The 26,649-nt window shown below is 66.0% G+C and carries 28 protein-coding genes and 1 pseudogene; 15 read left to right on the top strand and 14 right to left on the bottom strand.

Annotated features, from left to right (window positions below; genetic code table 11):
• The first annotated feature begins 188 nt into the window (after nt 1-188).
• The 5 genes from FHU31_RS17710 (at nt 189) to FHU31_RS17690 (ending at nt 5,288) form a co-directional block, all read left to right on the top strand.
• Entirely contained in the window at nt 189-647 is a 459-nt protein-coding gene (locus FHU31_RS17710; RefSeq protein ID WP_167160343.1) for a DUF2267 domain-containing protein, read from the top strand.
• Between the two features lie 74 nt (nt 648-721).
• Nucleotides 722-988 carry a hypothetical protein gene (locus tag FHU31_RS17705; protein ID WP_167160341.1) on the top strand — a complete coding sequence of 89 codons (267 nt, stop codon included), beginning with the start codon at nt 722-724 and terminating at the stop codon, nt 986-988.
• Nucleotides 989-1,614: 626 nt separating this feature from the next.
• The gene (locus FHU31_RS17700) at nt 1,615-3,264 is read left to right on the top strand and encodes a GAF domain-containing sensor histidine kinase (RefSeq protein WP_308206721.1); all 1,650 of its coding nucleotides are present in this window, start codon (nt 1,615-1,617) and stop codon (nt 3,262-3,264) included.
• A gap of 124 nt (nt 3,265-3,388) precedes the next feature.
• Nucleotides 3,389-4,015: a hypothetical protein gene (locus tag FHU31_RS17695; protein ID WP_167160339.1), complete on the top strand. Its 627-nt coding sequence runs from the start codon at nt 3,389-3,391 to the stop codon at nt 4,013-4,015.
• A gap of 82 nt (nt 4,016-4,097) precedes the next feature.
• Nucleotides 4,098-5,288: an alpha/beta hydrolase family protein gene (locus FHU31_RS17690; protein WP_208410272.1), complete on the top strand. Its 1,191-nt coding sequence runs from the start codon at nt 4,098-4,100 to the stop codon at nt 5,286-5,288.
• Between the two features lie 14 nt (nt 5,289-5,302).
• On the opposite strand, the gene FHU31_RS17685 is transcribed toward FHU31_RS17690, so the two are convergent.
• A complete protein-coding gene (locus FHU31_RS17685) occupies nt 5,303-6,178 on the bottom strand; it encodes a universal stress protein (protein ID WP_167160337.1) in 876 nt (291 codons plus the stop codon).
• Between the two features lie 196 nt (nt 6,179-6,374).
• Between FHU31_RS17685 and FHU31_RS17680 the strand changes: the two genes are divergently transcribed.
• From FHU31_RS17680 to FHU31_RS32200, 4 genes and pseudogenes are all read left to right on the top strand, one after another.
• A complete protein-coding gene (locus tag FHU31_RS17680) occupies nt 6,375-6,734 on the top strand; it encodes a hypothetical protein (RefSeq protein WP_208410271.1) in 360 nt (119 codons plus the stop codon).
• Between the two features lie 104 nt (nt 6,735-6,838).
• On the top strand, nt 6,839-7,831 hold the full coding sequence (locus FHU31_RS17675; RefSeq protein WP_167160335.1) for an Acg family FMN-binding oxidoreductase: 993 nt from the start codon (nt 6,839-6,841) through the stop codon (nt 7,829-7,831).
• Nucleotides 7,832-7,966: 135 nt separating this feature from the next.
• Entirely contained in the window at nt 7,967-8,569 is a 603-nt protein-coding gene (locus tag FHU31_RS17670) for an Rv1733c family protein (RefSeq protein WP_167160333.1), read from the top strand.
• A pseudogene (locus FHU31_RS32200) lies at nt 8,569-8,736 on the top strand (hypothetical protein); the annotation flags it as partial. The gene FHU31_RS17670 and the pseudogene FHU31_RS32200, both read left to right, overlap by 1 nt.
• A gap of 72 nt (nt 8,737-8,808) precedes the next feature.
• On the opposite strand, the gene FHU31_RS32195 reads toward FHU31_RS32200, so the two are convergent.
• The 4 genes from FHU31_RS32195 to FHU31_RS17650 form a co-directional block, all read right to left on the bottom strand.
• Nucleotides 8,809-8,994, bottom strand: coding sequence for a hypothetical protein (locus FHU31_RS32195; protein ID WP_167160331.1), 186 nt, complete (start codon nt 8,992-8,994; stop codon nt 8,809-8,811).
• 120 nt (nt 8,995-9,114) lie between these two features.
• Entirely contained in the window at nt 9,115-9,990 is an 876-nt protein-coding gene (locus tag FHU31_RS17660; RefSeq protein ID WP_167160329.1) for a universal stress protein, read from the bottom strand.
• Between the two features lie 83 nt (nt 9,991-10,073).
• A complete protein-coding gene (locus FHU31_RS17655; RefSeq protein ID WP_263987837.1) occupies nt 10,074-12,416 on the bottom strand; it encodes a heavy metal translocating P-type ATPase in 2,343 nt (780 codons plus the stop codon).
• Entirely contained in the window at nt 12,413-13,069 is a 657-nt protein-coding gene (locus tag FHU31_RS17650) for an SRPBCC family protein (RefSeq protein ID WP_167160327.1), read from the bottom strand. Before FHU31_RS17650 ends, FHU31_RS17655 begins: the two co-directional genes overlap by 4 nt.
• Nucleotides 13,070-13,214: 145 nt before the next feature.
• Here FHU31_RS17650 and FHU31_RS17645 point away from each other — a divergent pair, with 145 nt between their 5' ends.
• Complete coding sequence (locus FHU31_RS17645) at nt 13,215-13,505, top strand: dsRBD fold-containing protein (protein WP_208410270.1); 291 nt, start codon at nt 13,215-13,217, stop codon at nt 13,503-13,505.
• A gap of 15 nt (nt 13,506-13,520) precedes the next feature.
• Here FHU31_RS17645 and FHU31_RS17640 read toward each other — a convergent pair whose 3' ends face one another.
• The 4 genes from FHU31_RS17640 to FHU31_RS17625 all read right to left on the bottom strand — a co-directional run bounded on the left by FHU31_RS17640 (nt 13,521) and on the right by FHU31_RS17625 (nt 16,422).
• Nucleotides 13,521-14,168: a response regulator gene (locus tag FHU31_RS17640; RefSeq protein WP_167161132.1), complete on the bottom strand. Its 648-nt coding sequence runs from the start codon at nt 14,166-14,168 to the stop codon at nt 13,521-13,523.
• Between the two features lie 98 nt (nt 14,169-14,266).
• Entirely contained in the window at nt 14,267-15,118 is an 852-nt protein-coding gene (locus tag FHU31_RS17635) for a universal stress protein (RefSeq protein ID WP_167160325.1), read from the bottom strand.
• Between the two features lie 20 nt (nt 15,119-15,138).
• A complete protein-coding gene (locus FHU31_RS17630) occupies nt 15,139-15,420 on the bottom strand; it encodes a dsRBD fold-containing protein (protein ID WP_167160323.1) in 282 nt (93 codons plus the stop codon).
• Between the two features lie 27 nt (nt 15,421-15,447).
• Nucleotides 15,448-16,422, bottom strand: a complete 975-nt coding sequence (locus FHU31_RS17625) for an Acg family FMN-binding oxidoreductase (protein ID WP_167160321.1) — start codon at nt 16,420-16,422, stop codon at nt 15,448-15,450.
• A 135-nt stretch (nt 16,423-16,557) separates the two neighbouring features.
• On the opposite strand from FHU31_RS17625, the gene FHU31_RS17620 reads away from it, so the two are divergent.
• From FHU31_RS17620 to FHU31_RS17605, 4 genes are all read left to right on the top strand, one after another.
• Complete coding sequence (locus FHU31_RS17620) at nt 16,558-18,114, top strand: bifunctional aminoglycoside phosphotransferase/ATP-binding protein (protein ID WP_234901209.1); 1,557 nt, start codon at nt 16,558-16,560, stop codon at nt 18,112-18,114.
• A gap of 101 nt (nt 18,115-18,215) precedes the next feature.
• The gene (locus FHU31_RS17615) at nt 18,216-19,103 is read left to right on the top strand and encodes a universal stress protein (RefSeq protein WP_167160319.1); all 888 of its coding nucleotides are present in this window, start codon (nt 18,216-18,218) and stop codon (nt 19,101-19,103) included.
• Nucleotides 19,103-21,730 (top strand): magnesium-translocating P-type ATPase, encoded by a 2,628-nt coding sequence (gene mgtA, locus FHU31_RS17610; RefSeq protein WP_167160317.1) that lies wholly within the window; start codon nt 19,103-19,105, stop codon nt 21,728-21,730. Before FHU31_RS17615 ends, mgtA begins: the two co-directional genes overlap by 1 nt.
• Before the next feature lie 63 nt (nt 21,731-21,793).
• The gene (locus tag FHU31_RS17605) at nt 21,794-22,609 is read left to right on the top strand and encodes a universal stress protein (RefSeq protein WP_167160315.1); all 816 of its coding nucleotides are present in this window, start codon (nt 21,794-21,796) and stop codon (nt 22,607-22,609) included.
• On the opposite strand, the gene FHU31_RS17600 is transcribed toward FHU31_RS17605, so the two are convergent.
• Genes FHU31_RS17600 through FHU31_RS17590 form a run of 3 tightly spaced genes read right to left on the bottom strand, consistent with a single transcriptional unit; the run spans nt 22,583 to nt 24,454 of the window.
• Nucleotides 22,583-23,137: a GNAT family N-acetyltransferase gene (locus FHU31_RS17600; protein ID WP_167160314.1), complete on the bottom strand. Its 555-nt coding sequence runs from the start codon at nt 23,135-23,137 to the stop codon at nt 22,583-22,585. The two genes, FHU31_RS17605 and FHU31_RS17600, sit on opposite strands and share 27 nt — an antisense overlap.
• 1 nt (nt 23,138) lies before the next feature.
• Nucleotides 23,139-24,014: a universal stress protein gene (locus FHU31_RS17595; RefSeq protein ID WP_167160312.1), complete on the bottom strand. Its 876-nt coding sequence runs from the start codon at nt 24,012-24,014 to the stop codon at nt 23,139-23,141.
• 20 nt (nt 24,015-24,034) lie between these two features.
• Entirely contained in the window at nt 24,035-24,454 is a 420-nt protein-coding gene (locus FHU31_RS17590) for a pyridoxamine 5'-phosphate oxidase family protein (RefSeq protein ID WP_167160310.1), read from the bottom strand.
• Between the two features lie 178 nt (nt 24,455-24,632).
• Here FHU31_RS17590 and FHU31_RS17585 point away from each other — a divergent pair, with 178 nt between their 5' ends.
• Nucleotides 24,633-24,890 (top strand): dsRBD fold-containing protein, encoded by a 258-nt coding sequence (locus FHU31_RS17585; RefSeq protein ID WP_167160308.1) that lies wholly within the window; start codon nt 24,633-24,635, stop codon nt 24,888-24,890.
• Nucleotides 24,891-24,950: 60 nt separating this feature from the next.
• Here FHU31_RS17585 and FHU31_RS17580 read toward each other — a convergent pair whose 3' ends face one another.
• Both FHU31_RS17580 and FHU31_RS17575 read right to left on the bottom strand, forming a co-directional pair.
• Nucleotides 24,951-25,208 (bottom strand): SHOCT domain-containing protein, encoded by a 258-nt coding sequence (locus FHU31_RS17580; RefSeq protein ID WP_167160306.1) that lies wholly within the window; start codon nt 25,206-25,208, stop codon nt 24,951-24,953.
• Between the two features lie 23 nt (nt 25,209-25,231).
• Entirely contained in the window at nt 25,232-26,629 is a 1,398-nt protein-coding gene (locus FHU31_RS17575) for a wax ester/triacylglycerol synthase family O-acyltransferase (RefSeq protein ID WP_167160304.1), read from the bottom strand.
• Between the last annotated feature and the right edge of the window lie 20 nt (nt 26,630-26,649).

Below are 26,649 nucleotides of genomic sequence, written 5' to 3'. Positions count from 1 at the left end.
TATACATCTGCGAAGTGTGAGCTCTCGGTGAGGCGCCGATCTAGGGTCTTTGGACCCCCGGGTCGGTCGGGCGCCGGACCAGGGTTTCGGGTCGATGGGGCGGGTGCTTGGGCAATCGGTGACCTTCGGCCCTGGTCTGGCTTGACGCGTTGCGGTGTGCTGGTAGGGAGCGTCACAGGAGGATGAGTATGTCCACCAATTCCAAGATCACCGAACTCGACCACTCCGCGCAGACGGCACGTGCGTGGGTCAACGAGGTCGCAGGGCAATTCGACACCGACGACCGTGAGTTCGCCTACCGGGTCTTGCGTGGATGGCTCCAAACCCTCCGGGACCGCCTCACCGTCGAGGCGGCCGCTCACTTCGCGGCCCAGCTGCCGGACCTGATCAGGGGGATCTTCTACGCCGGCTGGGATCCCAGCATTGTGCCGGTCAAGTACGACGTGGCCGCCTACACCGTGCATTTCGCCCGGGCGGCGAATATCGCCGTCCAGGATGTGGGCGTGGCGTCGGCAGCGGTGACTGCCGCGCTCATGCGGTTGTTGCCACGGGCGCAGATCGACAAGGTGCTCGATCAGCTGCCCGAGGGGATCCGCACACTGCTCCGCCCAGCCGTGACGAAAGCCCCCGACCTGCTCGGGCAGTAGTGACTTTGGTCTCTATCGTGCGCGGTCTCTCTGGAAAACGATGGTACCGACGACATTCCGGAGGGAAATGGCCGATGACGACGATCGAACGACTGACCTTGACGCGAAGCCAACTCGACGACGTGGCATGGCAATTTCTCCGGTCTGAGTTCACCGACGAGACCTACGCGCAGTGGCCCATTGAACGGCGGCTCGACGCGTTCCTGCTGCATCGGGGATTCCGAAAGTTGCACGACGACGGCTCCGCCTACGGCGCACTGCTCGACCGCGTGATGGCCAATCTGCCGACCGCCGCGCGAATGGGGGTGCTTCCCCCGCCGAGCGCTGGACGGACGCCGTGAAGGTCATCCACAAGACTGCCCGGGATTGGCCGACCCGCGGCCTCACCCACCGCGTTTCGTGACAGTTCCCGAACTCGGCTCTCTCGTTCGAAGAATCGCCAGTGTTCTGTGCTTGCTGGGGTCGGCTGTGGTCGAGTTCAAGATGACCCTCGGCTCGGATCTGGAGTGATCTGACCATCACGGTCACCACGCTCGGCGACCGGGGAGGTCCTGCGGCAGCTGGTCAACCTTGGCCGACGTCGTCGAGTATGTCGAGCAACGGACCGCGCAGCGACGAGGTTGACACCGCGGGGGCTATTGCGGTCTGCACCGGATCGGTGTTGTTGATGCGCGCTATGTGTCTAAATGCTGGAATACAGCAAACGTGCGCATCACGTTCACCGTGTCGTGGACTGCCGTTCACGGAGTCTGCCCCAGAGCTTCGCGGTGACCGTGACGTCGTGGTTGTGAATCCGCGTTCCGTTCTTGATTCGGCACGATCGACCAAGATTGACGGTTGCGTCCCCTTTCGCGGCGAAGTTTCGAATGTCACAATTCAGAAAAGAGGGCGCGCGAGGGGTGAGGTGAACAACGGAGACGGACCTGAACCGGCTTTCAGGCGACGGCGACCGCAAGACCTCCGTCACATACACGACCAACTCGACGAGCTGGCGGCCGATCGCGATCAGCTGGGTCTGCTGCTCCAACTGGCGATCGAGATCAGCTCCGACTTGGAGTTGGACTCCACTCTGCATCGGATCATTCGTGCGGCGCTGACCTTGACCACGGCGCGTTACGGGGCCATCGGCGTGTGGGGTCCCGACGACTTGCTGTCCTCGTTCGTCCACGAGGGCATGGACCCCCAGACCGTCAAACGCATCGGTCATCTGCCCGTGGGCAAGGGAGTCTTGGGTGCGCTACGGGAGCGCACCGAACTTCTGCGGCTGGACGACCTCACCGAGTATCCGGCCGCCGCGGGCTTCCCCGAGGGACATCCTCCGATGCGGGCCTTCCTCGGCATGCCGATCATCATCCGGGGTCAGCCGTTCGGCAGCCTGTACGTAGCCGATGACAGGGCGGAACACACGTTCACCGAAGCCGACGAATTGACGGCCCGGGCGCTGGCTTCGGTCGCGGCGGTCGCCATCGACAACGCGCACTTGTTCGAACAAGCGCGAGTATCCGGACTGTGGACGAGCGCCAGTCGTGAGATCACGTCAGCTGTGCTGTCCGACAAGCGACCGAATCAGCGCCCCCTGCAGCTCATTGCGGCCCGTGCCCTGGAGCTCACCGATGCCGAGCAGGCCATCGTCCTGGTGCCCGAGGACCCGGAGGAACCCGACGACGAGGTGGACACGCTGGTGGTGTCCGCTGCCGTCGGACGCTACGCCGAGGAGGTTCTCGGTCAACGCATTCCGGTCGAAGGGTCGACCACCGGCGCGGTGTTCCGGTCCGGCGAGCCGATGATCACCGAGACATTTCGCAGACCGATCCAAGCATTCACCGACGTGGGTGAACGCCACGCGATCGTCGTACCGCTGCGCGCGGAGAACCACACCCTGGGCGTGATGATCGTGGCACGCAACGCAGCTGGGGCCCGGTTCACCGAGGACTATCTGGACTTCGTCCAGGATTTCGCCGGTCACGCGGCCATCGCGCTCACCATCGCCAGGGCTCGCCACCACACGGCCGAGCTCAACCTGCTCACCGACCGGGAGCGCATCGCGAGCGACCTGCACGACCAGGTGATTCAGCGTGTCTTTGCGGTCGGAATGGACCTCCAGGGTGTCATCGCACGTCTTCGGCACGCTGATCTGGTCCATCGGGTTTCCCGGTCCGTGGACGAGCTGCAGTCCGTGATCAATGACATTCGCGCGACGATCTTCAATCTGCAGAATCCGTCTGAGGCTCAGGAAGGGTTTGCCTCCCGCATCCACACCGCGTTCGAACGCCTGACGGAGAACCGAGAACTGTCCGCAACGTTGAATCTGACGGGTCCGTTGAGCGTGGTCACCTCGGTGCTTGCCGACCATGGCGAAGCCGTGATCACCGAGGCGTTGAGTAACGCGATCCGTCATTCGGGCGCGGAGGAGGTCACGGTCAGCGTCGCGGTCGCCGACGAGCTGCGCATCGTGATCTCCGACGACGGGAGCGGGATCCCGCCCGACAACAAGCGCAGCAGCGGATTGAGCAATCTCGCCCGGCGAGCCGAGTCAGTGGGCGGTGACTTCACCGTCACCGGTGGCCCGTCCGGCGGTACGCAGTTGATATGGAGTGCACCACTGCCGGTGGACTGAGGCCGGGACGCACGGGATGGGACCAAGGTCCCTCCCGGACCAGACCAAAGTCTTTAGCGCGAGCGGGCAGCTCACACCTAGCGTCAGATGACTGCTGAACTGCCGGACTACTGAAGGTCTGCCCATGGATGTCACCACGGATGTTCTGATCGCCGGATCCATGCGGGCTGCGCAGGTGCGCCGCGTGGTGGAGCGCGGCGAAGCGATCTCGATGAACCGATCCGCGAAATCGCCCGTGCTTCTGGTGTGGCACAACTCCGGGAATCCTGCGGTGGCTTCTGCCGATCGTTGGGTTGTTGCCGTCACGGGCGAGAAGGCATCGGCCAGATCGGTGTTGTGCACCGCCATGGCTGAGGCGGCGCTGAGGGACGCGGCGGTGATGGTACTGACCCCGGCACCGTGGGACCCCGACGACTATGTGAGTGCGCTCGGCTACGTCGAAGCCGCAGAGCAACCCGAGGTGTGGGCCATACCCCGACCGGACAATCTCGCCGCGCTGATACTGCAGCAACCGAGTGTGGATCATCTGATCGTCACGACGGCCGATGATGCCGTACTGGTCGACGCCCTCCTCGGAAATGCTGAGTTGGCTGCGATGCGGGCGCGATTCGAGCTACTTGTGCTACCGCGTTCCTTCGAAAGGAGAAGAACACATGAATCATCCGGCGGCATTGAAATCCCGTCCAGCGCTGACTATCTGGTCGCTGCTGCGGCACCCGGGTACCGCTTGGGCGCTTCGGGCCTCGAATGAACGACTGGCGGCCACGCAGATGAGCAGGGGAACGCGGCGATGAACATTTCGAGCAATCAGGGCGCAGAGTGGCGCGGCAACGATGAGTCCGTCACTGCATGACGTGATCCGGCCTTTCACCAAGACCGGGAGCTACTACGCCCGGTCATGGCGAGACTACCTGGGGGCGGGTTCACCGCAATTGCCGATCGCGAGGCCGAGTCTCGCGCTGGCGGCACAGGCGCTGCGCGATGAGGTGGTGCTGTTGGGCCTTCGGGCCCGCCGTCCACTGAGTCAACCGCGGGCATTCGCGCACATCCACGATGAGGTGGTCGCGGCGCTCGAATTCTATGGCGCCCTGGGCTGTCTGCGCGATCCCGGTGGTTTCTTCGCCACGCCCAGCTCTCTTTCCGCGGTGGAGATCGCACCGGTACATCGGGGCGGCAGATTCTATGCCCGCATGCGCTGGCCCAGCGACTACACACCGCGGGTCGGTGAGCCCGGGGCGGATCGGTGGCGAAGCTACGGTGCAGTAGGTAACGGCTATGCGCTGTTGCTGCGGCACCGCGACGAACGTCCCTGGCTGGTGTGTGTTCACGGCACCGAAATGGGCCGCGCAGCACTGGATCTGGCACTGTTTCGGGCGTGGTACCTGCACGACGAGCTGGGGCTCAACGTCGTCCTTCCGGTCCTTCCGCTGCACGGTCCCAGGGCCACCGGCCTGCCGAAGAGTGCGGTGTTCCCCGGCGAGAACGTGCTCGACGATGTGCACGCGACCGCACAGGCGGTCTGGGATATCCGCGGCCTGCTGGCCTGGATCAGGCAAGAGCATCCGGCGCCGACCATCGGAATCTATGGTTTGTCCCTGGGTGGTTTCATCGCGGCGCTGGTGGCAAGCCTCGACGACGATCTGAGGTGCGCGGTGCTGGGCGTGCCGGTCGCCGACCTGGTCGACCTGCTCAGCCGGCATTCCGGACTGGACCGCGAGGATCCGCGTCGGCGGACGATTCTGCTGGCCGGTGCGCTCGGCCGGATGATCTCACCGTTGTCCCTGGAGCCGCGGGTACCGCCGGCCGGCCGTTTCATCTATGCGGGCCTGGCTGATCAGGTGGTGCATCCGCGGGAACAGGTCACCAGGCTTTGGGAGCATTGGGGGCGACCGGATATCGAATGGTATCGCGGCGGCCACACCGGCTTCTTCCAGTCGCGACCGGTGAATCGATTCGTCACCGACGCACTGGTGCGATCGGGGCTGGTGCCGGATCGGCCAGAGGCCGGTCAGATCGCGGGGTGAACGCCGGCCGATACCTAGCGTGGACGGCAGACGACGACGGGTGCGCGCAGCGACTGGACCACCGTACCGCTGACCGAGCCCAGGACAGTACCGACCAACGCCCCGTGCCCGTGGCTGCCCACGACGACGAGCTGCGCCGTGCCGGACAGTTCGACGAGGTGGTGAGCGGGTTGATCGGCGACGACGATGCGGCGCACGTTCACCCGGGGATACTGCTGCTGCCAGGGGGCCAGCCGTGCGGCGATCTCGTGATCGACATCGGGCCGCAGCTGCTCCCAGTCGAATCCCGGCATGTCGAATGCGCCTGGTGACCACCACGCGTGGAGTGCCACCAACTCGACGTTGCGGCGGTTCGCCTCATCGAACGCCAGTGTGGTCGCATCCTCCGATGCAGGCGACCCGTCATAGCCCAGGAGGACGGGGGCGTGCTGATCGGGCGTTGGTTCGTCGTCACGAATGACGGCTACGGCGCAGTGGGCGCGGTGCACCAGCGCGGTGCTGACACTGCCCAACAGGTGGCGGGCCAACGACCCGCGACCGCGCGAACCCACGACGACCAGCCCCGCCGTTGTGGACTCCTCGACCAGCGCACCGGCAGGAGTCGCCACCGCGAACACGGTTTCCACCCGAACCGACCCGCGTGTCACGTCCTGGACCCGCTTGCAGGCGCCGTCGAGGATGTCCTTGCTGCGCTCGGCCTGCCATTCCATGAACCCGCTCGGCGCAGGGGCCACCGGCCATGCGCCGATGGGCAGGGTGGCCGCGTACACGATGCGAAGGGTGGCCTGGCGCAGAGCGGCCTCCTTGGCAGCCCATTCCAACGCGGGATGCGAGCATGACGAATCATCGACCCCGGCGACGACTGTCTCGATATCTACGGTGTGGCTCATTGTGGCGTCCTTCATTTCGGCCTGGGCAGACGAGCGGCGTGCCATGGACGGTAGGTGCGTTCGGGTATCCGCTTCTAGGGGCTTTCGTACTCAGCTCGGTGACCGACCCGGAGAGGACTTCAGGCCCTAGTGTGTGGATTCGCCACGGTGTTTTGATGTTCGCCATCTGCGAAATGACGTGTAAAGGACACCACCGATGGACACCACAACCGAACCATCCTCTCGCCAGAAGGAGCCCCGACATCGTGGCGGCAGTCCGGTGTGGCTCAACTGGTTGTTGGCCCTGTTGACCGTGCCGGTGGCGATGGCGGTCATGCTCTTCGCCTTCGCCGCGGTGATGGGCCTCGCACGGTGTACCGACGGAGGCTGCGATCACATGGGGCCGGGCGAGTTCTGGTTCGGGATACTGGCCTACGGACCGCCGGTCGTGGCGGTCGTCACGATCGCCGCCTCGTTCTACACCGCATCGCGCAAACACGCGATCTGGGTGCCGGTGGCCGGATTGGGACTCTTGTTCATCGACCTTGCCGTTCTGGCCATCACGTTTCGGACGTAGCCAAAGGTCCTAGGTCCCTCATAGTGCACACCTCCGACTCTGACGGAGCTGTCCACCGTTGCACATAGTTGAGCTGAAGCACATCACGAGCAAAGGTCTACCCGATGTCCGGTCATATTCCCGCCACCGAAACGGTGCATGCTGCGTTGTCCTTGGCAACGCGTGCGCCCTCGGTGCACAATTCGCAACCCTGGCGTTGGCGAGTGGGTCCGCGAAGCGTCCATCTCTTCGCCGACCCGTCATTGCACCTCGAACATACCGACCCGGATCGGCGCGACCTGTTCGTCAGCTGCGGAATTGCGTTGAACCACTGCGTTGTTGCGCTTGCGGCGTTGGGCTGGCAGTCCAAGATTCATCGGTTACCCAACCCTGATGAATCCGATCACCTGGCCTCGATCGAGTTTCATCCGGTCCGGCCGGGGGAGATGGACATCTCCCTTGCCGCGGCGATCCCGCAACGGCGCACTGATCGCCGGCACTACAGCTCCTGGCCGGTCCCACCCGGACACATTGCCATGATGGGCGCGCGTGCCGCACGGATGGGTGTCACCCTGCGACGGGTCGAGACGAACGACGAATTCAGGGCGATCCTTGCCCGGGCGGCGCGTGCGCACAGCCAGGATGCCGGGTACCTCGGCGAATTGGCTTCCTGGAGTGGCCGTTACGGGGCCACTGCGGGCGTGCCCGCGCGTAATGTCCCTGCCTCGGACCAGCACTCCCCGGTGCCGGCGCGGATCTTCGCGGGGCCGGCGCTGGCGCAGGCACCGGAGTCGGATGCCGAGGACGATCACGGAGTCGTGCTCGCGCTCGGCACCGCCGCCGACGACGTCATTGCCCGACTGCGGGCGGGCGAAGCCACCAGCCAGGTCCTCCTGACGGCCACCTCGATGGGACTGGCCAGTTGCATTCTCACCGAACCCCTCGAAATCCCGGCGACCCGCGATCAGCTCCAGGCCGAGGTGTTCGGCATCGGCGAGTGTCCTCAGGTCCTGTTGCGTATCGGATGGGCGCCTATCAACGCGGACCCGCTTCCCGCCACCCCGCGGCGGCCGCTGAGCGAAGTCGCCTGCAACCTTGACGGTTTCCCGCTCGCTTAGTATCGGCGGCTGGTCCTCCGGCGGATGCACTGGGGCCGTGCGCCCATCCGGGCAGTGACCTTGGACCCTAAGAATTCCGGGTGGGTCGGCGCAAGCTGAAATCCTCAGTCAATCCGGCCGCGTGAGGAGCGGGACGTGGAAGTTTACCCCATCGGCTTGGGCCGACGCAGCGGTGCTCTGTTGACGAGCCGCAACCCGCTGGTACGAATCAGCGACCGAATCGAAGCCCTGACAACATTTCTCGCGCTGTCACTGGTCGTCCTGATGGCACCCGTCGCGGGAGCCGTCGGCACTGCGGTACACGACTCGAACGCCCGCCTGTACGCCGAACAGGCGGTGACTCGGCACATCGTTTCGGCCACCGCCCAGACGGATACCGAGACCGTGGTGCAGCGCAATCAGCTCTCTTACGTCGTGCCGGCCCGCTGGACCGCCGCCGGGTCGGAGCACACCGGACTCGTGCCGTGGCCGTCGCCGGCCTCGCTCGGCGACAAGAGCGATATCTGGGTGGATGCGCGCGGGGAGAACACCGTCGCGCCTACCCCGGTTGGTCAGGCGGCGGTGGATGCAGTTGGTATCGCGTTGTCTCTGTGGCTCGTCGTTGCCGGCGCTGCGGCCGGATTCGTCTGGGTGGTGCGGTGCCGGCTCGACCGGTCTCGGCACAGCGCGTGGGACCGTGAACTGGCCACGGTGGTCGGCGGCCACGGCGGGCGAGCCCCTCATCAGACCGACAACTGATGAACCTCAACGCAATCGGCTCCCGCGGGGCGCTGGCGCCGCTGGTGCAAGACGAGTTGGACCGAACGGCGACGATGCTGGCCGTCAGATTTCCGGACCGCGGGCGCGACGAGATCGCGTCGGTCGTGACGCACACCTACCTGCAGTTGGTGGCAGGTGCGCGGATCACCACCCACCTGATACCCCTGACCCTCAACATCAGCCGGCGCATTCTGGCGCGGCGCACCGCGGTCGCGGGCTCACATGACGTGGATGGTCTGTCCCGACGCCAGGGTGTGAACACGGCCCCGGCATCCGACCTGGATCGCGGGCGCACCTGTAGGGTCGGCGGTCACCTCGGCAGTGCGGCCGCTGATCACAACATGCGGCCGGTGACCGCGGTACCACAATGAGCAGGTGAAACTACCCTGTTCTACTGGGCACATCGGCCCCATCACCAATCGGTCGCGCCGGGTCTCCAATCCGGTGAAGCACCGGACAGCCCGAACAGCACCCCATCGTGGGACCGGCAGCCGATGGTGGCTCGGGCACCGCCCCGCACACACTCAATCCCGTACGACGATCACGGGTGCATCGGCCTGTTGTGCCACAGTAGAACTCACCGAGCCCAGCAACATCCCGGTGAAGCCGCCGCGCCCGCGGCTACCGACGACCACGAGCTGCGCTTTCTGCGACTCGGCGGCCAGCCAATGCGCGGGCCGGTCGCACGGCAGTCTGCGGTGGACATTGACGTCCGGATACCGCTCCTGCCAACCGGCGAGGCGCTCGGCGAGCGTCTCATGCGCCTGCTCCTCATAGAGGTACCAGTCCATCTCGATGGCGGGGAAGACCGCGGTATCGCTCCACGCATGCATGGCCACCAGATCCACCCCACGCAATGAGGCCTCCTCGAACGCAAGTCCGGTCGCCGATTCGGAGGCAGGCGACCCATCGATTCCCACCACGACGGGTGCGGTCGGGTCTGTCCGGTCCTCGGGATGAACCACCACGACCGGGCAATGTGCATGATGGAGCAGTGCGTTGCTGACGGAGCCGATCGTCAACCGCCCGTGCTTTCCGGCGCCGCGGATTCCGACCACCATCATCGCCGCTTCCTCCGAGTTGTCGATGAGGGTCGAGATCACCGGTGAGGGCACCGATTCCGTGCGCACAGCCGGGGCATTCGACTCGGTGACGCTGGCGTGAAAGGTCTTCTCCGCCTGTTCGAGGATCTGTTGGGAGGCCCCGTTCTGCCATTCGGCGATTTCCAGTTGGGCCGTGGTGATGGGCCACGTGACGATCATCGGAGCAATGACGTGCATGATCGTGACTTCGGTGTGGCGCAGGGCGGCTTCATGAGCTGCCCAGGACACGGCCGCGTCGGACTCGGGGGAGCCGTCGACGGCGACCAGAATTCCGTATTTCTTTGCAAGCGTCGACATCTGGGTGCTCCTTCGGTGTGCGTCGGATGCCGCTGATACCACCCATCGTCAGGCTTTGCGTCCACGCTGACTAGGGCAGAAGGTCATTTGCCGCCAGTTCGCTCAGGTGCGGCATCGGGCAACAAGCTGAAGTAGTTCTCCTCCTCCGCGACGAAATGCACGGCCAGCAGCTCGTCGAGGCCGTAGAGGCAGGCAAGGAGATCCTCGCGTTGCGCATCGCCGATCCCGCCCTTGGCTTCGGCGACGGTGACGTGGGTGTGCAGTCGGCGGGCCAGGCTGTCGATCTCGGCGTGCATGCGGCTCATCGTCGCGGTGGCTTCCGGGCTGCCCAGCGGTGTCGCCAGGGCGGGATACAAGTTGTGGTCCTCGGCGTGCTCGTGCGGCAGCAGTACGTGCTGCACGAAGGTGTCGGCACGTTGCACCAATGGCAATGCGGCCACGACGTTGCCGTCACAAAGCTGATGTGCGGCTGCGCGGAAAGCTCCGAGTTCGCCGCGCATCCGGTCGTGCTCGGCCGCAAACCTGCGGAGCAGATCCTCGGTGTCGGCGACCAGCGCCGGCGTGCCCACTCCTGGAGTCCGTAACGCGCGCAGGGCGTTGAGAATGACGGTGAGGTCGATCAACTCCTGCAGAAGAGCGCCGATCGTGGGCGGGAGAAGGCCGACCGCGGCGAAGGCCATCGCCACCAAAGACAGACCCATCCCGACTGTCGCGCTCTGCACGGCGAGGCGCCGGGAACGGCGAGCGATCAGCATGGCATCGGCCAACCGATCGATCCGGCCGGTCGCCAGGACGATATCGGCGGTCTCGGAACTCGCCGTCGACCCGTACCCACTGAGTGCGATACCGACATCGGCCGCAGCCAGTGCGGGCGCGTCGTTGACACCGTCGCCGACCATCGCGGTGACGGCCTTCTCCCGCTCCGCCTGCACTCCGGCGACCTTGTCGGCCGGGGTCTGGTCGGCACGTACCTGATCGAGCCCGAGCATGGCTGCGATGTGCTCGGCGGGAGCCGGCCGGTCTCCGGTGAGCATGACCATCCGGTTGATGCCGGCGGCGCGCAACCGGCGCAGTGTGCGCGGCGCGTCCACTCGCAACGGATCACTGAGCAGCACAGCGCCGATCAATCCGTCATCGACTGATACCCACGCGATGACGGCGCCGTCGAATGTCGCCCGGGTGAGCGCGGTACCGGCCCACTGCGGCGGGCTGGACGGAACTTCATGATTTCCCACCCTCACACGCATCCCGTCCACCGTGGCCGACGTGCCGATGCCGGCGACTTCGACGGCATCGGCGGGCACACTGATGGCTATCTGCCGGTCGCGAGCGGCGTCGACGATCGCGTGGGCGAGGACATGAGGAGAGAACCGGTCAGCGGAGGCGGCCAGCCGCAGAACCTCGGTCTGCGTCCATCCCGGGGCGGTCACGATATCGGTCCCGACGGGCCGGCCGGTGGTGATCGTGCCGGTCTTGTCCAGGACCAGCGTGGTCGCCTTTCCGAGATTCTCCAGTGCGCCACCGCTGCGGACGATCACACCGAGTCGGGCGGCCCGGGACAGCCCGGAGACGATCGCCACCGGCGCGGCCAGGAGCAACGGACAGGGGGTGGCCACCACGAGCACTGCGACCGCGCGTTCGGCCGAACCGCTGAGCAGCCACGCCGCACCGGAGACGGTAAGCGTCAGAGGCAGGAACCACACGGCGAACCGGTCGGCGAGGCGTACCACCGGTGCGCTCTGCGCGGCGGCCTCCTGCGCCAGCCGTACTATCTCGGCGTAGGTGCTGTCCTGCGCGGTCGCGGTCGCCTCGATCTCCACTGCGGCACCCGCGTTGACGGCGCCACTGCGTACCCCATCACCGGCCCGCCGCTCGGCGTACACGGACTCACCGGTCAGCGCAGATTCGTCGAGTATCGCGGCCTCTGCGGCGATCAGCCCATCCACCGGCACGACCTCACCCGGACCGATGATCAGCCGGTCGCCGGGCAGAATTGCGTCCACCGGGACCGTCACGACCCCGTCGGTGTCGTATCGTCGCACCTCTCGCGGCATGCGATCGGATAATGCGCGCAGGTCCCGGGTCGCACGGCGCTCGGCCGCGGAATCCAGCGCCCGGCCGGTGGCCAGCATGACGGCGATCAGCGCTCCGGCAAGGTGCTCGCCGACCGCTAATGCACCGACGAGCGCCAGAACGGCGATGAGATCGGCGCCGAACCGGCGGTCCCTCATGGCGGCGGCCACCCACCAGAGGGCGGGCACCACAGCGATCAGAGTTCCAGCGTTCCAGAGCATTTCGGCGTTGTGTTGTGCCCCCAGGGACCATGCCAGGGCGCCGCCGCCGAGGGCGCTCAACGTGGTGGCGAGAAGGAGGAAGGGCAGGATTCGGCCGACTCGTGCCACCACGGTCCGCCGTGAAACGGTCACGACGAGGATGCCTCGACCACGGCGGAATGACGTTGCCGCTCCGCTCGGTGCTTGATGCCCAACAACATTCTCCTGGTCAAGGCGGAGTGCAGGGGACCGGCCAGACTCAACGCCACCACTTCAGCCGGGTGCCGCAGCCCTACCCGGGTGCGCACGAGCAGCCGGCAGCGATCGTCCCATCGCGGCATCAGATGGATGGACCAGACGATGTCCCACGGGATGGCCGGTGGTGACCCGTGCAGCACGATCGCCTCCTGCGGGATCACCTTCGCCACCGGCAGCGTGACGCCGTCGCGTCGTCCGAGCCATCCGGGTGGGGCGAACCGGACCGTGTCACCGGCGCTGAGGTCCTGCCATTCGGCATGGATGCGATCAGCGCTGTGATGGTCGAGTCCACAGGCGTTCTCGACGGTGTCGTAGGTGTAGCAGCCGCCGCGGTCCTGACCGAGCTGTAGCACCCAGGGCCACACCTGCTCGACGGGCAGGTCGATCCACACCCCCTCGGTGGTCTTGACCAGGGGTTCCCGCAACAGTTCATCGCCGGGCAGATTCATCGCACATTCGTCCTTGGTGGTGCCCCAGTTCCGCCAGTAGCGCTTCGCCCCGTAGAGCACTACCGCCAGGGCCGCCACCCGCGTCACGTCGATCTTCATGGTCCCACCATGCTCGTGTGGGCAAGCCGCAGATAGGGCCACTGGTCCTTCGTTACCAAGGAGATCGCCCCGAGGCCCGAAGTCGGACCGAAGTCGTGACTTCCGCCCCTAGCTCACCGCGGCGTCGATGTAGTCGGATGGGGCCATGAACCGACCAGACGCCGGCACGCCGCGTACGGGCAGCGATGACGAATCCATGCCGAGGACTGTGGAACTGGTCTTCGATCGGCACGGCGGGTACACCAGAGCCGAGGCCCGACTGAGTTGGCGAGGGCGCACGACCGCCGGAGTCGGGTTCACCCGGTTGCGGTCGGGCGACCGGAGTCTCGCGGAAGTCGGTGACGAACTGGCGGCCGCGCGTGCGTTGGCCGATCTGGCCAACCGGCTGGAGAGTGTCACCGCGCGCGATATGGATCGGCTGCCGGGCACTCCGTGACCACCGGAACTCCCGTCAGGGCTCCAGATGCCGCGGTCGCTTCAGCGTGGAGATGAATACTGCTGCCTGAGTACGACGTTCCATTCCCAGTTTGGTGAGCAGTCGTGAGACGTAGTTCTTCACGGTCTTCTCGGCGAGGAACATCCTGGCGGCGATCTGCTTGTTGCTGAGACCTTCCCCGAGCAGGTCCAGCAGAGTCCGTTCCTGATCGCTGAGGGCGGACAGGGGATCGGACTGGCCGGCGGCTCCCCGTAACCTGGTCATCAGCGCACCCGTCGCGCGGTTGTCCAGCAGCGAGCGGCCGGACCCGACCTCTTTGATCGCCCGCGCCAGTTCCATTCCCTTGATGTCCTTGAGGACGTAACCACTGGCGCCGGCGAGGATCGCATCCAGCATCGCCTGGTCCGAGGTGAACGATGTCAGCATCAGGCAACTCAAACCGGGCTGTCGGGACAGCAGGTCTCGGCACAGTTCGATACCGTTGCCATCCGGCAGGCGCACGTCGAGCACGGCCACGTCGGGCTGTAGCGCGGGAATCGACGCCAGCGCCTCTGCCACCGAACCTGCCTCGCCGACGACCCGAAGTTCCGGATCGGCGCCGAGCAAGTCGATGAGCCCGCGCCGCACCAGTTCGTGGTCGTCGACGAGGAAGACGCGCACCACTTCTGCGTCATCGAGCTCTGCCCGGGATAAGTCATGCCCCATGGCGCCGACCGTGACGGCCGCCGGGCGGGTGGGGGAGGGAGTAGGGCGGGTGGTGGTCACCATGCCGCCCGGGGTGGACAGACCAGAACCGAACACATGGTGTCGATCAGGGCAGCATGCCCAGGCGACCCGATCAGGTCGCACAGACCACCGCGCCGGGTGCGGCCCACGACGAGCAGATCAACCGATGCGGCGTGCCGGCGCAGGTAAGTGGTCGTACTGCCCTGCGCTGCAGCCATCTTGATGGTCAGATCGGGGTGTTTACGCCGTAGCCAGTCAAGTTTGCGCTCGAGCCCGGCACGGGTGCGACGGTTGCCGGCCGCCCGGGCCTGGGTGTCGTGAATGTCGGTGAATCGCGGCTGCCAGGTCGCCACGATGGACAGGGTGGCGTGCCTGCCCCGCGCTTCCGCGACCCCGTGTTCCAGAACTGCGGCGATATCGCACGAGTCATCGATCTCGGCGACCACTGCTGATGCGTCGAGTGCGGCGCTGTCGGGGCGGATGACGGCAACCGGACAGTGCGCCGCGCTGGTCAATTCGCCGATCCGGGCGCCCAGGGCCACTCCGGGCGTGTGCTCCTGGCCGGTCGCCCCGACGCACAACATGAGTGCCGAGGTGGAAGCCTCGATGAGCACCTCGGTCGGGTCGCCCTGCCGGATCTCCGTTTCGATCTTGACCGGTGTCCGGCCCGCCTCGACTGCCACGATGCACTCGCGTACCGCGATCTCGGCGCTCGCCAGATCATGGGCAGCAGAGTCGGTATCGTCGTCACCGTCGACGACGCACATCAGACGAAGCGGAACGTCGTGTCGCAGCGCCTCATTGACTGCCCAGAGGGCTGCTGCTACCGCCGCATGCGATCCGTCCACTCCGACGACCACCGGTCGTGACGGCCATCGTGTGCTCATGGTGGTTGTCTCCGCACCGATCAGCGGACCGATACGCGCTCACCGGTCACCGACTCGATATCCGAGGCGGTGGCGGCGTAGAGTTTTTCTGCGATATCCGACAATGCCCGGGCGATGGCGAGGTTCTCCCCGACCTGTTCGGGGAAGTGGTCATCCGGGTCGAGTGTCGTGCGGCCCTTCCCGATCAACTCCCCATCCTCCCAGGTCAATCTCGCGGTGGCATTGGTGCCGTTGTCGACCTCGTCGACGGTGATCTTCACGGTCAGGTGATCGAGATGCTTCTTGGAATGCTTGTGACTCATGGGTTTTCCTCTCATATGAGTACGAGCTCAATCGTTGATGGTCAGGACTTCGGCGAGCGGCCGTCGCGGAGTCGGTGGGGGCACAGGCTCGCCGGCCGGAGTTCGGCCCATCCTGATCAGCACTTGAGGGAACTCGTGACCTGTCAGTGAACGGACCGTCGTGGCGGCGGCCGCCACCTCGGTGAGGTGGGTCAGCGTGCACGTGGCCAGCCCGATCATCGTTGCCGACAGGAGCGCCGCAGACAGTGCCTCGCCGCAGCCGAGCAGATCCAGGTGGGTGTCGTCGTAGGTGGACAGCACGACGATCCGGGAATGGTCTTCGGGCACTTCGTCGCGCTGCTCCTGATGGTGGGTGACGGGAAACCGACGTCCGAGGGCGACCCGGTCGGTCTCCGCGGCCGTGGTCAATGCGCTGTGCGGAATCCCCACGGTGGGGTCGAATGACGAGGTCCACCAATCCAATTCCGCATGATAGACAGAGTCGTACAGTCGTGCGTCCTCGGTCAGGGCCGCGGCTTTGACGAGGGCCGGACGATCGTCGTCGTCGAGCACGTCGACGATCGCGGTATCGCCGACGACCCGGAGCAGTTCCGGTTCGAAGGAACTCCACTCCACGGGTGCGGCGAAGGGCAAACGGTCCGTTCTGCGCAGCCGAATCGCCTGTGCGCGGCGGCGGTGGCCGTCGGTGACGTAGTCCAAGGGGGTGAAATGGATCGTCGCCAGATGGTGGTGGTTGTTCGGGTTCGGATAGCGGTCCACATTCGCCGTCCACCCCGCAGCCGCCATCGTGACGCGCAGGTGATCGAGGACCGCTCCGCAACTGATCAGCGCCTGCCGACCAGAGGAATCGGTCCGCACCAGGCGGCTCGCGTCCAGGTGCAGTTCGAGCGCACCGGAATCGGCGATCCAGCGCCATGGCTGGCTGTTGTGGATCGACGGAGCTCGGCACGCCGATTGCACCGCGTCCTTGAGGACGCTGGTGGCCACTTTGGTCCGCTGCATGTTCGGAGTCCCTTCGGCATGGTGTGAAGACCCCTTGACCATCGCTCAACGTCACGTTGCGCAGAAGGGCCATTGGTCCCAGGATTTCGCCCTGGCAGCAGCACGGCTCCGAACAGAGTCTTTGTGCTCTGGTGAATGAGGACCATTGGCGTCGTGCAGGGGACGGTCGACCGCTTCCGCCCAGGTGTGCCGGCGGCGACGATTCTTGCCATGGACGAAGTACCCGGCGCGCCCGCCGATTCCGCGGTGATCAGCCCTGCGGTCCACGAGACGCATACCGGGATCGTCGTGCTGGTGGGTGACCGTGCCTACAAGGCGAAGAAGCCGGTGGTCACCGATTTCCTCGACTTCAGCACACCGCAGGCGCGAGAGCAGGTGTGTCAGCGCGAGGTCGCGTTGAACCGGCGGTTGGCGCCATCGAGCTATCTGGGGGTCGCGCACCTGACCGGTCCGCAGGAAGGTCATGCCGAACCGGTCATCGTGATGCGGCGCCACCCCGATTCACGGCGGCTCGCCACGATGATCGCTGCGGGCCTCCCCGTCACGGGTCACCTGGACCGGATCGCCGAGGTATTGGCCGGGTTCCATCGTCGAGCAGAGCGCGGCGACGTCATCGACCTGTCGGCGACCCCGGAGGCGGTCGCCGCGCGGTGGCAGGAGAATCTCACCGAGTTGCACCGCTACACCGCAGACATCCTGCCGGCCGATACCGTGGCAGCGGTCGAGCAGCTCGCGACCGAGTTCATGTCGAGAAGGCCTGCCCTGTTCGCCCGCCGGATCGAGGAGCGTCGGATCGTCGACGGTCACGGTGACCTGCAGAGCTCCGATGTGTTCTGCCTACCGGAGGGACCGGCGCTGCTGGACTGCCTCGAGTTCGACGACCAGCTGAGGTATGTCGACGGCGTCGACGACGCCGCGTTTCTGGCGATGGACCTGGAGTTCCTGGGCCACAAGGATCTCGGCGATCACTTCCTGGACCAGTACTGCCGATTGGCCGATGATCAGGCGCCGCCCGGACTCAAGCACTTCTACACCGCCTACCGCGCGGTCGTGCGCGCCAAGGTGGATTGCATCTGCGTGCGACAGGGGCGCTCCGAGGCACGCGCGGACGCGCTCAGGCATCTCGCCATCGCGCTGGCGCATCTCAGCGCAGGTGCCGTCCGGCTCATCATCATCGGCGGGGGACCGGGCACCGGGAAATCGACACTGGCGCAGTCCCTCGCCCGGGAAATCGGCGCCCGTGTGGTGTCGACCGACGATGTCCGCCGCGAGCTGCTACGGAGCGGCCGGATCGGTGGAACCGCCGGTACCTTGCACGCCGGACTGTATGACCCCGCCAACGTCGACACGGTCTATGCCGATGTGCTCCGGCGAGCACAGGAGTTCCTGGCCGGAGGGCACACCGTCATCCTGGACGGCACCTGGCGAGACCGGCGACACCGCACCCTGGCCCATGAAGTGGCCGCGGGCTGTTCCGCACCGGTACTCGAATTCGTCTGCACCACAACCCTTGACGATGCCAAGGCGCGTATCGCGACACGTGGTGCGACGTCCTCCGATGCCACCGCGGAGATGGCTGCCCCGCTGACGCCCGACCCAGAGGAGTGGGTCGGTGCCCACCGCGTCGATACCAGCCGGTCGCTGCAGGCGAACATCGCGGAAGCGCGGGAGGTGTGCTGCGTCGCCATCTGACCGCCGTGAAACGCAACGCTGCATCGACTCATCCGGAAGGATTCCGCACATGAAAGGCCTCGTCTATCAAGGCCCCGGCACCGAGGAGGAAGGGACGGACCATGGTTGATTCGGCACGGCCCATCGTGGTGGGTGTCGACGGGACGATCTCGGCACGGCACGCGGCGCGCTGGGCAGGCGCGCTCGCGGTGCGGCTGGGAGCGCGGCTGCACATCGTGCACGCCATGCCGTACTCCGCGCACAACCTCACCGACGCCATGGCCGCGTTCCAGGCGGCCTATATCGACGAGCAAAGGGAGGCTGCACATCCCATCCTCGACGCGGTTTCCAGTGCGGTTCGGGAGAGCCATCCTGATCTGGAGATCACCACCGAGGCGCTCACCGAAACCGTCGACACAGCCATGCAAGAGCTGAGTCGGCACGCGCGGATGCTGGTGCTCGGGTGCGACGAGCTGTCGCCCTCGGTCGCTCTGCTCGTGGGTTCACTCACGCTCCACCTCACCGCCCACGCCGAGTGCCCGGTGGTGGCGTGGCGTGGCGAATTGCTCAGCCCGACAGCACAACCGATTGTGGTCGGGGTGGACGGCTCCAGCGATGGCGCCGTCGATCTGGCCTTCGAACTAGCCGGTGCGCTGGGCGCTCCGGTGTGGGCGGTGCACTCCTGGTCGATGCGCACCCCACCCGGGGAGGTGTCCATCCCGTTCTTGATCGATTGGGACGCCCTGGAGACACGTCAACGCGAGGAACTCGTCAATGCGGTGGAGCCCTACCGCCACAAGTACCCCGACACCGAGGTCAGTCTTTTCGTGGATGCCGCCAAACCCCGCCGCGCACTCCTGCAGCGGCTGGGGGAGGCTCAACTCGTCGTGGTGGGTAGCCGGGGCCGCAATCCGCTGGCTGCCACCGTGCTGGGATCCACCAGTCTCAATATGCTGCACCACTCGCCGGTTCCGGTGGCGGTCTGCCGGCCGAGGCCCGCCGACCTGTGATGGCGCCGGACCAGCTCACCAGGGAGTGGGCCGCCGCGGTGCCCGCCGAGGACGCATTCACCACACTCGGCAGTATGACCACCGGTCTGACGTCGGAAGAAGCCCGGCTGCGGCTGGACCGCGACGGCCCCAACGCCGTACGCACCCACCGGGTCAGCGCGTGGGCCGTGCTGATGCGCCAGTTGCGCAGCGCCCTGCTGCTGCTCCTGGCCGCCACCGCGGTCATGGCGTTCTTCCTCGGTGATCACACCCAGGCACTGATCATCGGGGTCATCTTGATCGCCAGCATCGGGTTGAGTTTCGTCAACGAATACCGCGCCGAGCGTGCCACCGCGCAATTGCATTCGCAGGTCCACCATTTCGCCTTGGTGTGTCGGGACGGTCAGTTCACCAAAGACAGTGTCACCCATCTGGTGGTGGGCGATGTGGTCCGGTTGACGCTGGGGGAGGTGGTGCCCGCCGATATCCGTCTGGTGACGGTCCATGGACTGGAGTGCAACGAGAGCATCCTGTCCGGAGAATCGACACCGGCCCAGAAAACTGCGCTGTCCGTCGACGATGCGCGCAGCCTGCCCGACTGTTCCAACTTGGCGTTCATGGGCACCGTCGTCACCGCGGGCGACGCTGTGGGCATCGTCTATGCCACCGGCGAGCGCGCTCAGTTCGGCAGGCTTGCTGTCGGACTGGGTGAACGCCAGCCCGAGACCGACTTTCAGCGGGGCCTGCGAAAGTTCTCCTATCTCCTGCTGTGGGTGGCGCTGATCCTGACCGCCTTCATCCTGGGGATCAACGTGATGCTCGGACGCCCCCTGATCGACGCAGCGTTGTTCGCGTTGGCGATCGCCGTCGGCATCACCCCGCAATTGCTGCCCGCGGTGGTCAGTACCAGCCTGGCGACCGGTTCACGACGGTTGGCCCGCCAACATGTCCTCGTCAAACGTCTGGTCTGCATCGAGGACCTCGGCGATATCGATGTGCTGATCACGGACAAGACCGGGACGCTCACCAACGGCCAGATCACCTACATCGATGCCGTCGACGCCACCGGTACCCACAGCGACGCGGTCCTCAGGCTCGGACTGCTGGCCAGCGACCTGGAGACCGCGGGCGGGCAGAGTGCCAATCCGCTGGACGCCGCCCTCACCGCGGCCGCCGGCACCGTGAGCATCGACGGCGCGCGGTGCGTGGCGGTACTCCCGTTCGATCATGCCCGGCGAGCGACATCCGCCTTGGTCGACGACCGGGGACAGCGCCGACTCGTGACCAAGGGTGCCCCCGAGCAGATCCTCGCGCATTGCGTCACGGTGCCAGACGGTGCCCAGGCGACGTTGAACGCGCTCTTCGACGAGGGGCGACGTGTCGTGGCAGTGGCGAGCCGACCAGCCCCTGACCTGACCGAGATCGAGGCGGCCGACGAGGCAGACCTGACCTTGGACGGATTTCTGTGTTTCGCCGACGAGCCGAAACCCGCTGCAGCGCAATCCCTGCACGCTTTGGCAGAGCTGGGGATCGAGGTCAAGGTCGCCACCGGAGACAACCCGCGCGTTGCCGAGAAAGTGTGCGCCGAGCTGGGTTTGCCGACAAGAGGGACCATCACGGGAGCCGAACTGGCGGCCCTCGGTCCTGAGGACTACGCGAGTGCCGTCCAGAACCACACCATCTTTGCCAGGATCTCACCCGAACAGAAGGCGGCGTTGATCACCGAGGCCCGCCGCGTCGGACGGGCGGTGGGGTTCCTGGGCGACGGGGTCAACGATGCGCTGGCACTTCATGCCGCCGATGTCGGGATATCCGTCGATACTGCCAGTGATGTCGCCAAAGACGCGGCGGACGTGGTGCTGATGGAGAAGGACCTTGGTGTGCTCGCCGCCGGCGTCGCAGAAGGTCGACGCATCTTCGCCAACACCATCAAGTACGTCTTGATGGGCACCTCGAGCAATTTCGGCAACATGTTCAGTGCGGCCGCCGCCTCCTCGATCCTGCCGTTCCTGCCGATGCTGCCCAGTCAGATCCTGCTGAACAACCTGCTGTACGACAGTTCCCAGTTGGCCATCCCCACCGACCGGGTCGACCCCGAACAGCTGCGTGCTCCTTCACATTGGAACATCGCTTTCATCAGGCGGTTCATGCTCACCTTCGGTCCGGTCAGTTCCCTGTTCGACTTCTTGACCTTCGGCCTGATGCTCGGCGTGCTGCATGCCGCTCCACCGGAGTTTCGCACCGGGTGGTTCGTGGAGTCGCTGGCGACCCAGACACTCATCATCTTCGCCATACGCACGCGCCGAATTCCCTTCACCCGCAGCCGGCCCGGTGGTCTGCTGACCCTGGCGACCGTGGCCGTGATCGCCGTGGGTATCGCCATCAGCTTCTGGGGTCCTGCCCGCAGCATGGGGTTCGCGCCGTTGCCCTGGCAGTACTTCGCCGCACTTGCGGGTATGGCCGTCGCCTACCTGGTGCTGGTCGAGGTCACCAAATCGGTGTTCTACCGCGACCCCGTCGGTGTACCGCCAGCCCGCACGCGCGGCGCGGACACGCGCATCCACCGCCGCGCCGCACGCTTCAGTCATCATGGCCGCCTGGTGACAAGGACTGACGTACCGAGGTTGAGGACCAAAGCCCATAGCTGATCGCTTCGCCCACGCTTACCGTGAGACGTATCGTGACATCATCCGTTCAGAGGAAAGCACACCATGTCCACGTCGGTATCGAAGCCCATTGTCGTCGGTATCGACGGCTCCAAAGCAGCCCTGGGAGCCGCCTTTTGGGCTGCAGATGAAGCTGTCAACCGGGATGTCCCGCTGCGATTGGTCCACGTCGTCGACGCGCACGATCACGACGAGGACAGCGTGGTCGCCCACGCGGGCCGCACACTGCAGGCCGTCAGCGAAGCCCTGAATGCCAGTGGACTGCAGATCAAGATAGAGACGGACATTCTGCAGGGCGATCCGGTGGACGTGTTGGCCGAAGTGTCCCGTTCGGCGGATCTGGTGTGCGTCGGTTGGAAGGGCACCCACGATTCCGGTCCGGGCCGGCGGGGCTCGACCGCAGCGCGGCTGGCGAAGGCCGCGCAGTCCACGGTGGCAATCGTGCACCGTCGGCATGCCCGTGAGCGCGTCGGGCCGCATCGTTGGATCGTCGCCGTTCTCGACGACCAGCCGGATCCACAGGCCGTTTTGAAAAGGGCGATCGACGAGGCGACGTTGCGCGACGCATCGATTCTTGCGCTCACCCCGTGGCCTGCCGAGTCGGAGCGTTCGGAGAATGTCGGCGCAAGGCTGGAGTCGCTGGTCAGTGATCGGGAGCGAGACCACGCCGATATGCAGATCGCGGTACTCCCACGGCCCGGCGACATCACCAATCTCCTTGCCCAGAGCGCCGATATCGACCAGCTGGTCATTGCGTCGGCGGCGGACTCCGAAGTGGTCACCCAGCTCATCGGCCCCGTCGCCGCGGCGATCCTGCGCGGCACGAATTGTTCGTTACTCGTCCTGCGGGATCCCGTTTAGGTCGACGTCCACATCGAGAATGGATCCATCGCGGTGCAAGGTCACCGGCAGGTGGGAGTCTGCGATGACGCGCCGCACACGGTGGTTCTCCGCGAGGACGTCGGCCACGAGGTGCCGGAAACCGTCACGCTTGGCGAGTCGGACGAGCTCTCCGAGCAATGCCGTACCCACCCCGCGATCGTGCTGGTATCGCGCGACGACGACGGCCACCTCAGCGTGGTCGGGCACCTCGGAGCGGGTGTAGTTCGCCACACCGACCAGCTCGCCGTGGTCGAAGGCCCCGAGTGCGACGACATCGTCGGCAGGTTCGGTGAGCGAGGCGGCCCATTGCGGGATGAACGCCGGGCGGGCGGTGAAGAAGCGCAGGTACTTTTCATCCTCGCTGAGTTCGTCGGCGAGTTCGACGACCCCGTCGAAGTCGGCGGGAGTGAGTCGGCGCAAGGTGACCGTTGCTCTTCCGTCGAACAGCGGGACGATTCGTGGGATGTCGGGCCGCTGGTCCGTCGGAACCGGCTGTACTTCGGCCATGTCACGCCCCGCGGGTGATGATCACCGGTACGGCAGCGCCTTCGGCCACTGCGGTGGCAACGGACCCGTTGATCTGGGTCGAGAAGGCGCCGCGCCCGTGACTGCCCACGACCACCAGACCGGCGTGCTCAGATTCCTCGATGAGCCAGTGGGCCGGTCGATCGCAGTACACCTTCTCGATCACCTCGACATCCGGATAACGTGCTCGCCAGTCCGCCACTGCCCGGCGCAGCGCCCCTTCGGCGTGGCCGCGGTAGTCTTCCCAGTCCGATCCCAGCAGTTGCAGGACATTTTCGTCGCTCCATGCGTGCACCGCCACCAGGCCGACGCGCCGCCGCGCGGCTTCGTCGAACGCCAGGGCCACCGCATGCGTGGACGCGGCTGAACCGTCGACTCCGACGAGGACCGGTCGTTGCGCCGGTATCTGCTCGTGCCGGTGAATCACCGCGATAGGGCACCGGGCCCGATAGCACAGGGCCGCGCTCGTCGAGCCGATCCGCCGACCGCCCAAGGACCCGCGAAAACGGCTGCCCAGTACGATCATCCATGCGCCATCGGATAGTCGGGTCAGCGCCTTCACCGGATTGTCCAAGTACGGTGCCGATGATATGACGTCGGCGTCCAGCCGGGTGTGCTCGACCAGGTCCGCTTTGGTTTTCGCGAGAAGCATTCGGGCGCAGTGCATCCGCCAATGGTCGAACCGAGCGCGAAGAACGGGTTCGTCGGTGTCGACGATATCCGGTGTGACCGCATGCACGAGTACCAGTGGGCGGTCGTGCAGGAGGGCCTCTTCTGCGGCCCAGCGCACTGCGGCCACGTTCTCTGGCGAGTCGTCGACGGCGACGACTATGGCGCCAGCGACCTCAGGCTCAGGCATGGAGGCGCCGAATCTGTAGGCTAGAAAGCGGATTCAGGACCGAAGGTGAATCGTCGACCGGTGATCCGCAGCGGCCGGATCCGGACGAAGTGAGGTTTCGGGGTGGCTGTCCACGGATGCAGGCCGGCATGCTCCGCATCGTGGATATCGTCGTCGGTGTGCGGGGTCCGAGCATCGCCCTTCATGATGACACTCCAACCCTCGCTGAGGGTATGTCCGTCGGCCTCGAACAGCACCTGCTTGTTGATCGCCGTGCCGGCCAGTTTCGTCCCCTCGGCGGTGCGGAACAGTATCGTCCGGTGTTGCACGACGAAATTCACCGGAAAGATGGCCGGTTCCCCGTCTGCGGTGGTGACGAGTCGGCCGAGCGACACGGTGCTGAGCAGCCGCCAGCACTCGCTCTCGGACAGGATGGTTACGGGTTTGGTGTCTGGCAACATGGTTGCGACGTTACGGACTCGGCCCACTCCGGTACCAGGGCCATAAGTCCCCCTTCCGCGGCCGCCCCGGGTGACCTGCGGTTGACGAAAGTCCGGGGTGCGTGTGACTTCGGGCCCTACCGGAGGGTGACGGCGTGGCGCTGGGATGAAGACAGTCCCGCATCTTGAGGAGGTCCCCATGAGCGTCGAAGAGCGTGCTGATCGGCTCGATCCGGTCGAGGACGGTTGGTTGGTCACGATCTCCATTGACGATCGTGAGGACCAGACCGTCGCGAAAGCAAAGCTGAATTTCCAAGGGAGAGAATGGGTGGGTGCCGGGCTCGCCCGGCTGGCGCCCAGCGAGCAGGGACCTGGTGGATCGGGCAGTCAGGTGGCGGTGACGCGTGCCCTGTCCGATCTCGCCCGCAGCCTCGAGGGCAGCGTGTCGGCCCTCTGAAGGGCTCGCGGGTGTGATCCTCGTCGAGGACCCACACACTCTGTCAGTGCTGGGCCGCTCTCAGTGCTGGGCCGAGCTGCGGAGCAGGGCCATCCGGTGCCCGTATTCCGCTTCGTCGATCTCGCCGCGGGCAAATCTGGCGGCGAGGATCTCCGTTGCGGTCGGGGGCGGCGGTGGGGCGATCGCGGAACGGTCCCGGACTGCGTATATCACCGCGACGATGATTCCGAACAGAATGGCAGCCGAGAAGACCACCATGCCGATGCCCATCCCGGCGTAACCCCACCAGCCCATATCGTGGTCGAAATACATGGTCATCTCCAATCATTCGGAGTTGCGGACTATCCGGCCAACAGGAGGAGGTTGCCCACCCGTCGCGAATGTCGCGCAGCTGCAGCGATGGTGGCCAGATGGGCCACTCCGGCTTCGATGCCGCGGGCCAGTTCCTCCGGGCTGAGCGGGCTGTCGGCATCGCCGATCACCCCGAATACCAATTCATCGCAGTAGCTCAGGATCGCGATCGCGGTGCGAAGGTGCATGGCGATCGGAGGCACCGGCAGCAGCGTGAGCACCTCGCACCCCGCGATGTGCAGCCGACGACGCGGGCCGGGCACGTTCGTGGCGACGGTGATCACTCCGCGTTGTGGCAGTCGGGTCAGCAACCGCACCACCGGTGCCGTGACGGCATAGGGTAGTAGCCCCGCCGCTGCGACGGCCAGTGCGCCCACACTCACCTGACCCCCGGATTTGGCCGACATCATGCGGTCGTGGACCGCTTGCAGTCGCCGCAGCGGGTCGGCGTGTTCGACGGGTAACTGCGGCAACGTCACCGCGATCCGGTTGTCGGGAATGTGCAGGGCGTCGGCCGATCTCAGCGACACCGGCACGGCGGTGCGCAGTGAATGAGCCCTCGGGGTGAGGCCACGCCGCAGCATCGCCGAGCGGAAGCTGTCTGTGATCGCCGCAAGCGCCACGTCGTTCACCGTGACACCGAGCCGCTCACCGATCATGCGCACGTCGTCGAGCTGCACTTTGGCTGCGCTATAGGTCCGCAGATCGCTCAACGGCCCGGTGAAGGATTTGGGCGACACCTCCAGAAGTGCTGTCGCCAGCTCGGTGGCGCCGCTCGCGACGCGGAGCGCGGCCCGCGGCGCGCGCGCCGACATCCGCCACGCTGACTGCATCCATCCGACCGGGTTCATGGTCCAGTTACCCGAAGGCTTGGTCGTCGGCTCGGAAGTGTCGGCGGCAGGCGCGGTGCGCGCCCAGTCGTCGCACAGCTCCTCCAACATCGCCGTTGCGGCGACACCGTCGGCAACGCAGTGGTGGATCTTGATCAGCATCGCCCATCGGTCACCGGCCAGCCCATCGATCACCCAGCATTCCCACAACGGTCGCGAGCGGTCCAGGCGCCGCTCCATCACCTGCGCGACGACGGCGAACAACGCGGCGTCGTCGCCCGGTGCCGTCACCGCGACGCGGCGGACGTGGTGGGCGATGTCGAACCCCTCGTCTTCGACCCAGCGCGGTGCCACGAGGTCCATCTGCGTTTCGCGCAGTACCTCATGACAGCGGGGGACTCGGGCGGCGCGCTCCGCCAGCACCGTCAACAGGTGATCGTGGCTGGGCGCCGGCCCGCTCAGGAGCGCGACCGCACCCAGGGCCAGACTGGTGTGGCCGTCGGCATCCTCGGCCTGCAGGAACCCGGCCTCCAGTGCATTGAGGTGGTGACTGGTCATGACTCTTCCCTCGGGGACAC

This window comes from Mycolicibacterium fluoranthenivorans (assembly GCF_011758805.1).
GTDB lineage: Bacteria > Actinomycetota > Actinomycetes > Mycobacteriales > Mycobacteriaceae > Mycobacterium > Mycobacterium fluoranthenivorans.
This window is presented reverse-complemented; position numbering and strand designations above follow the sequence as displayed.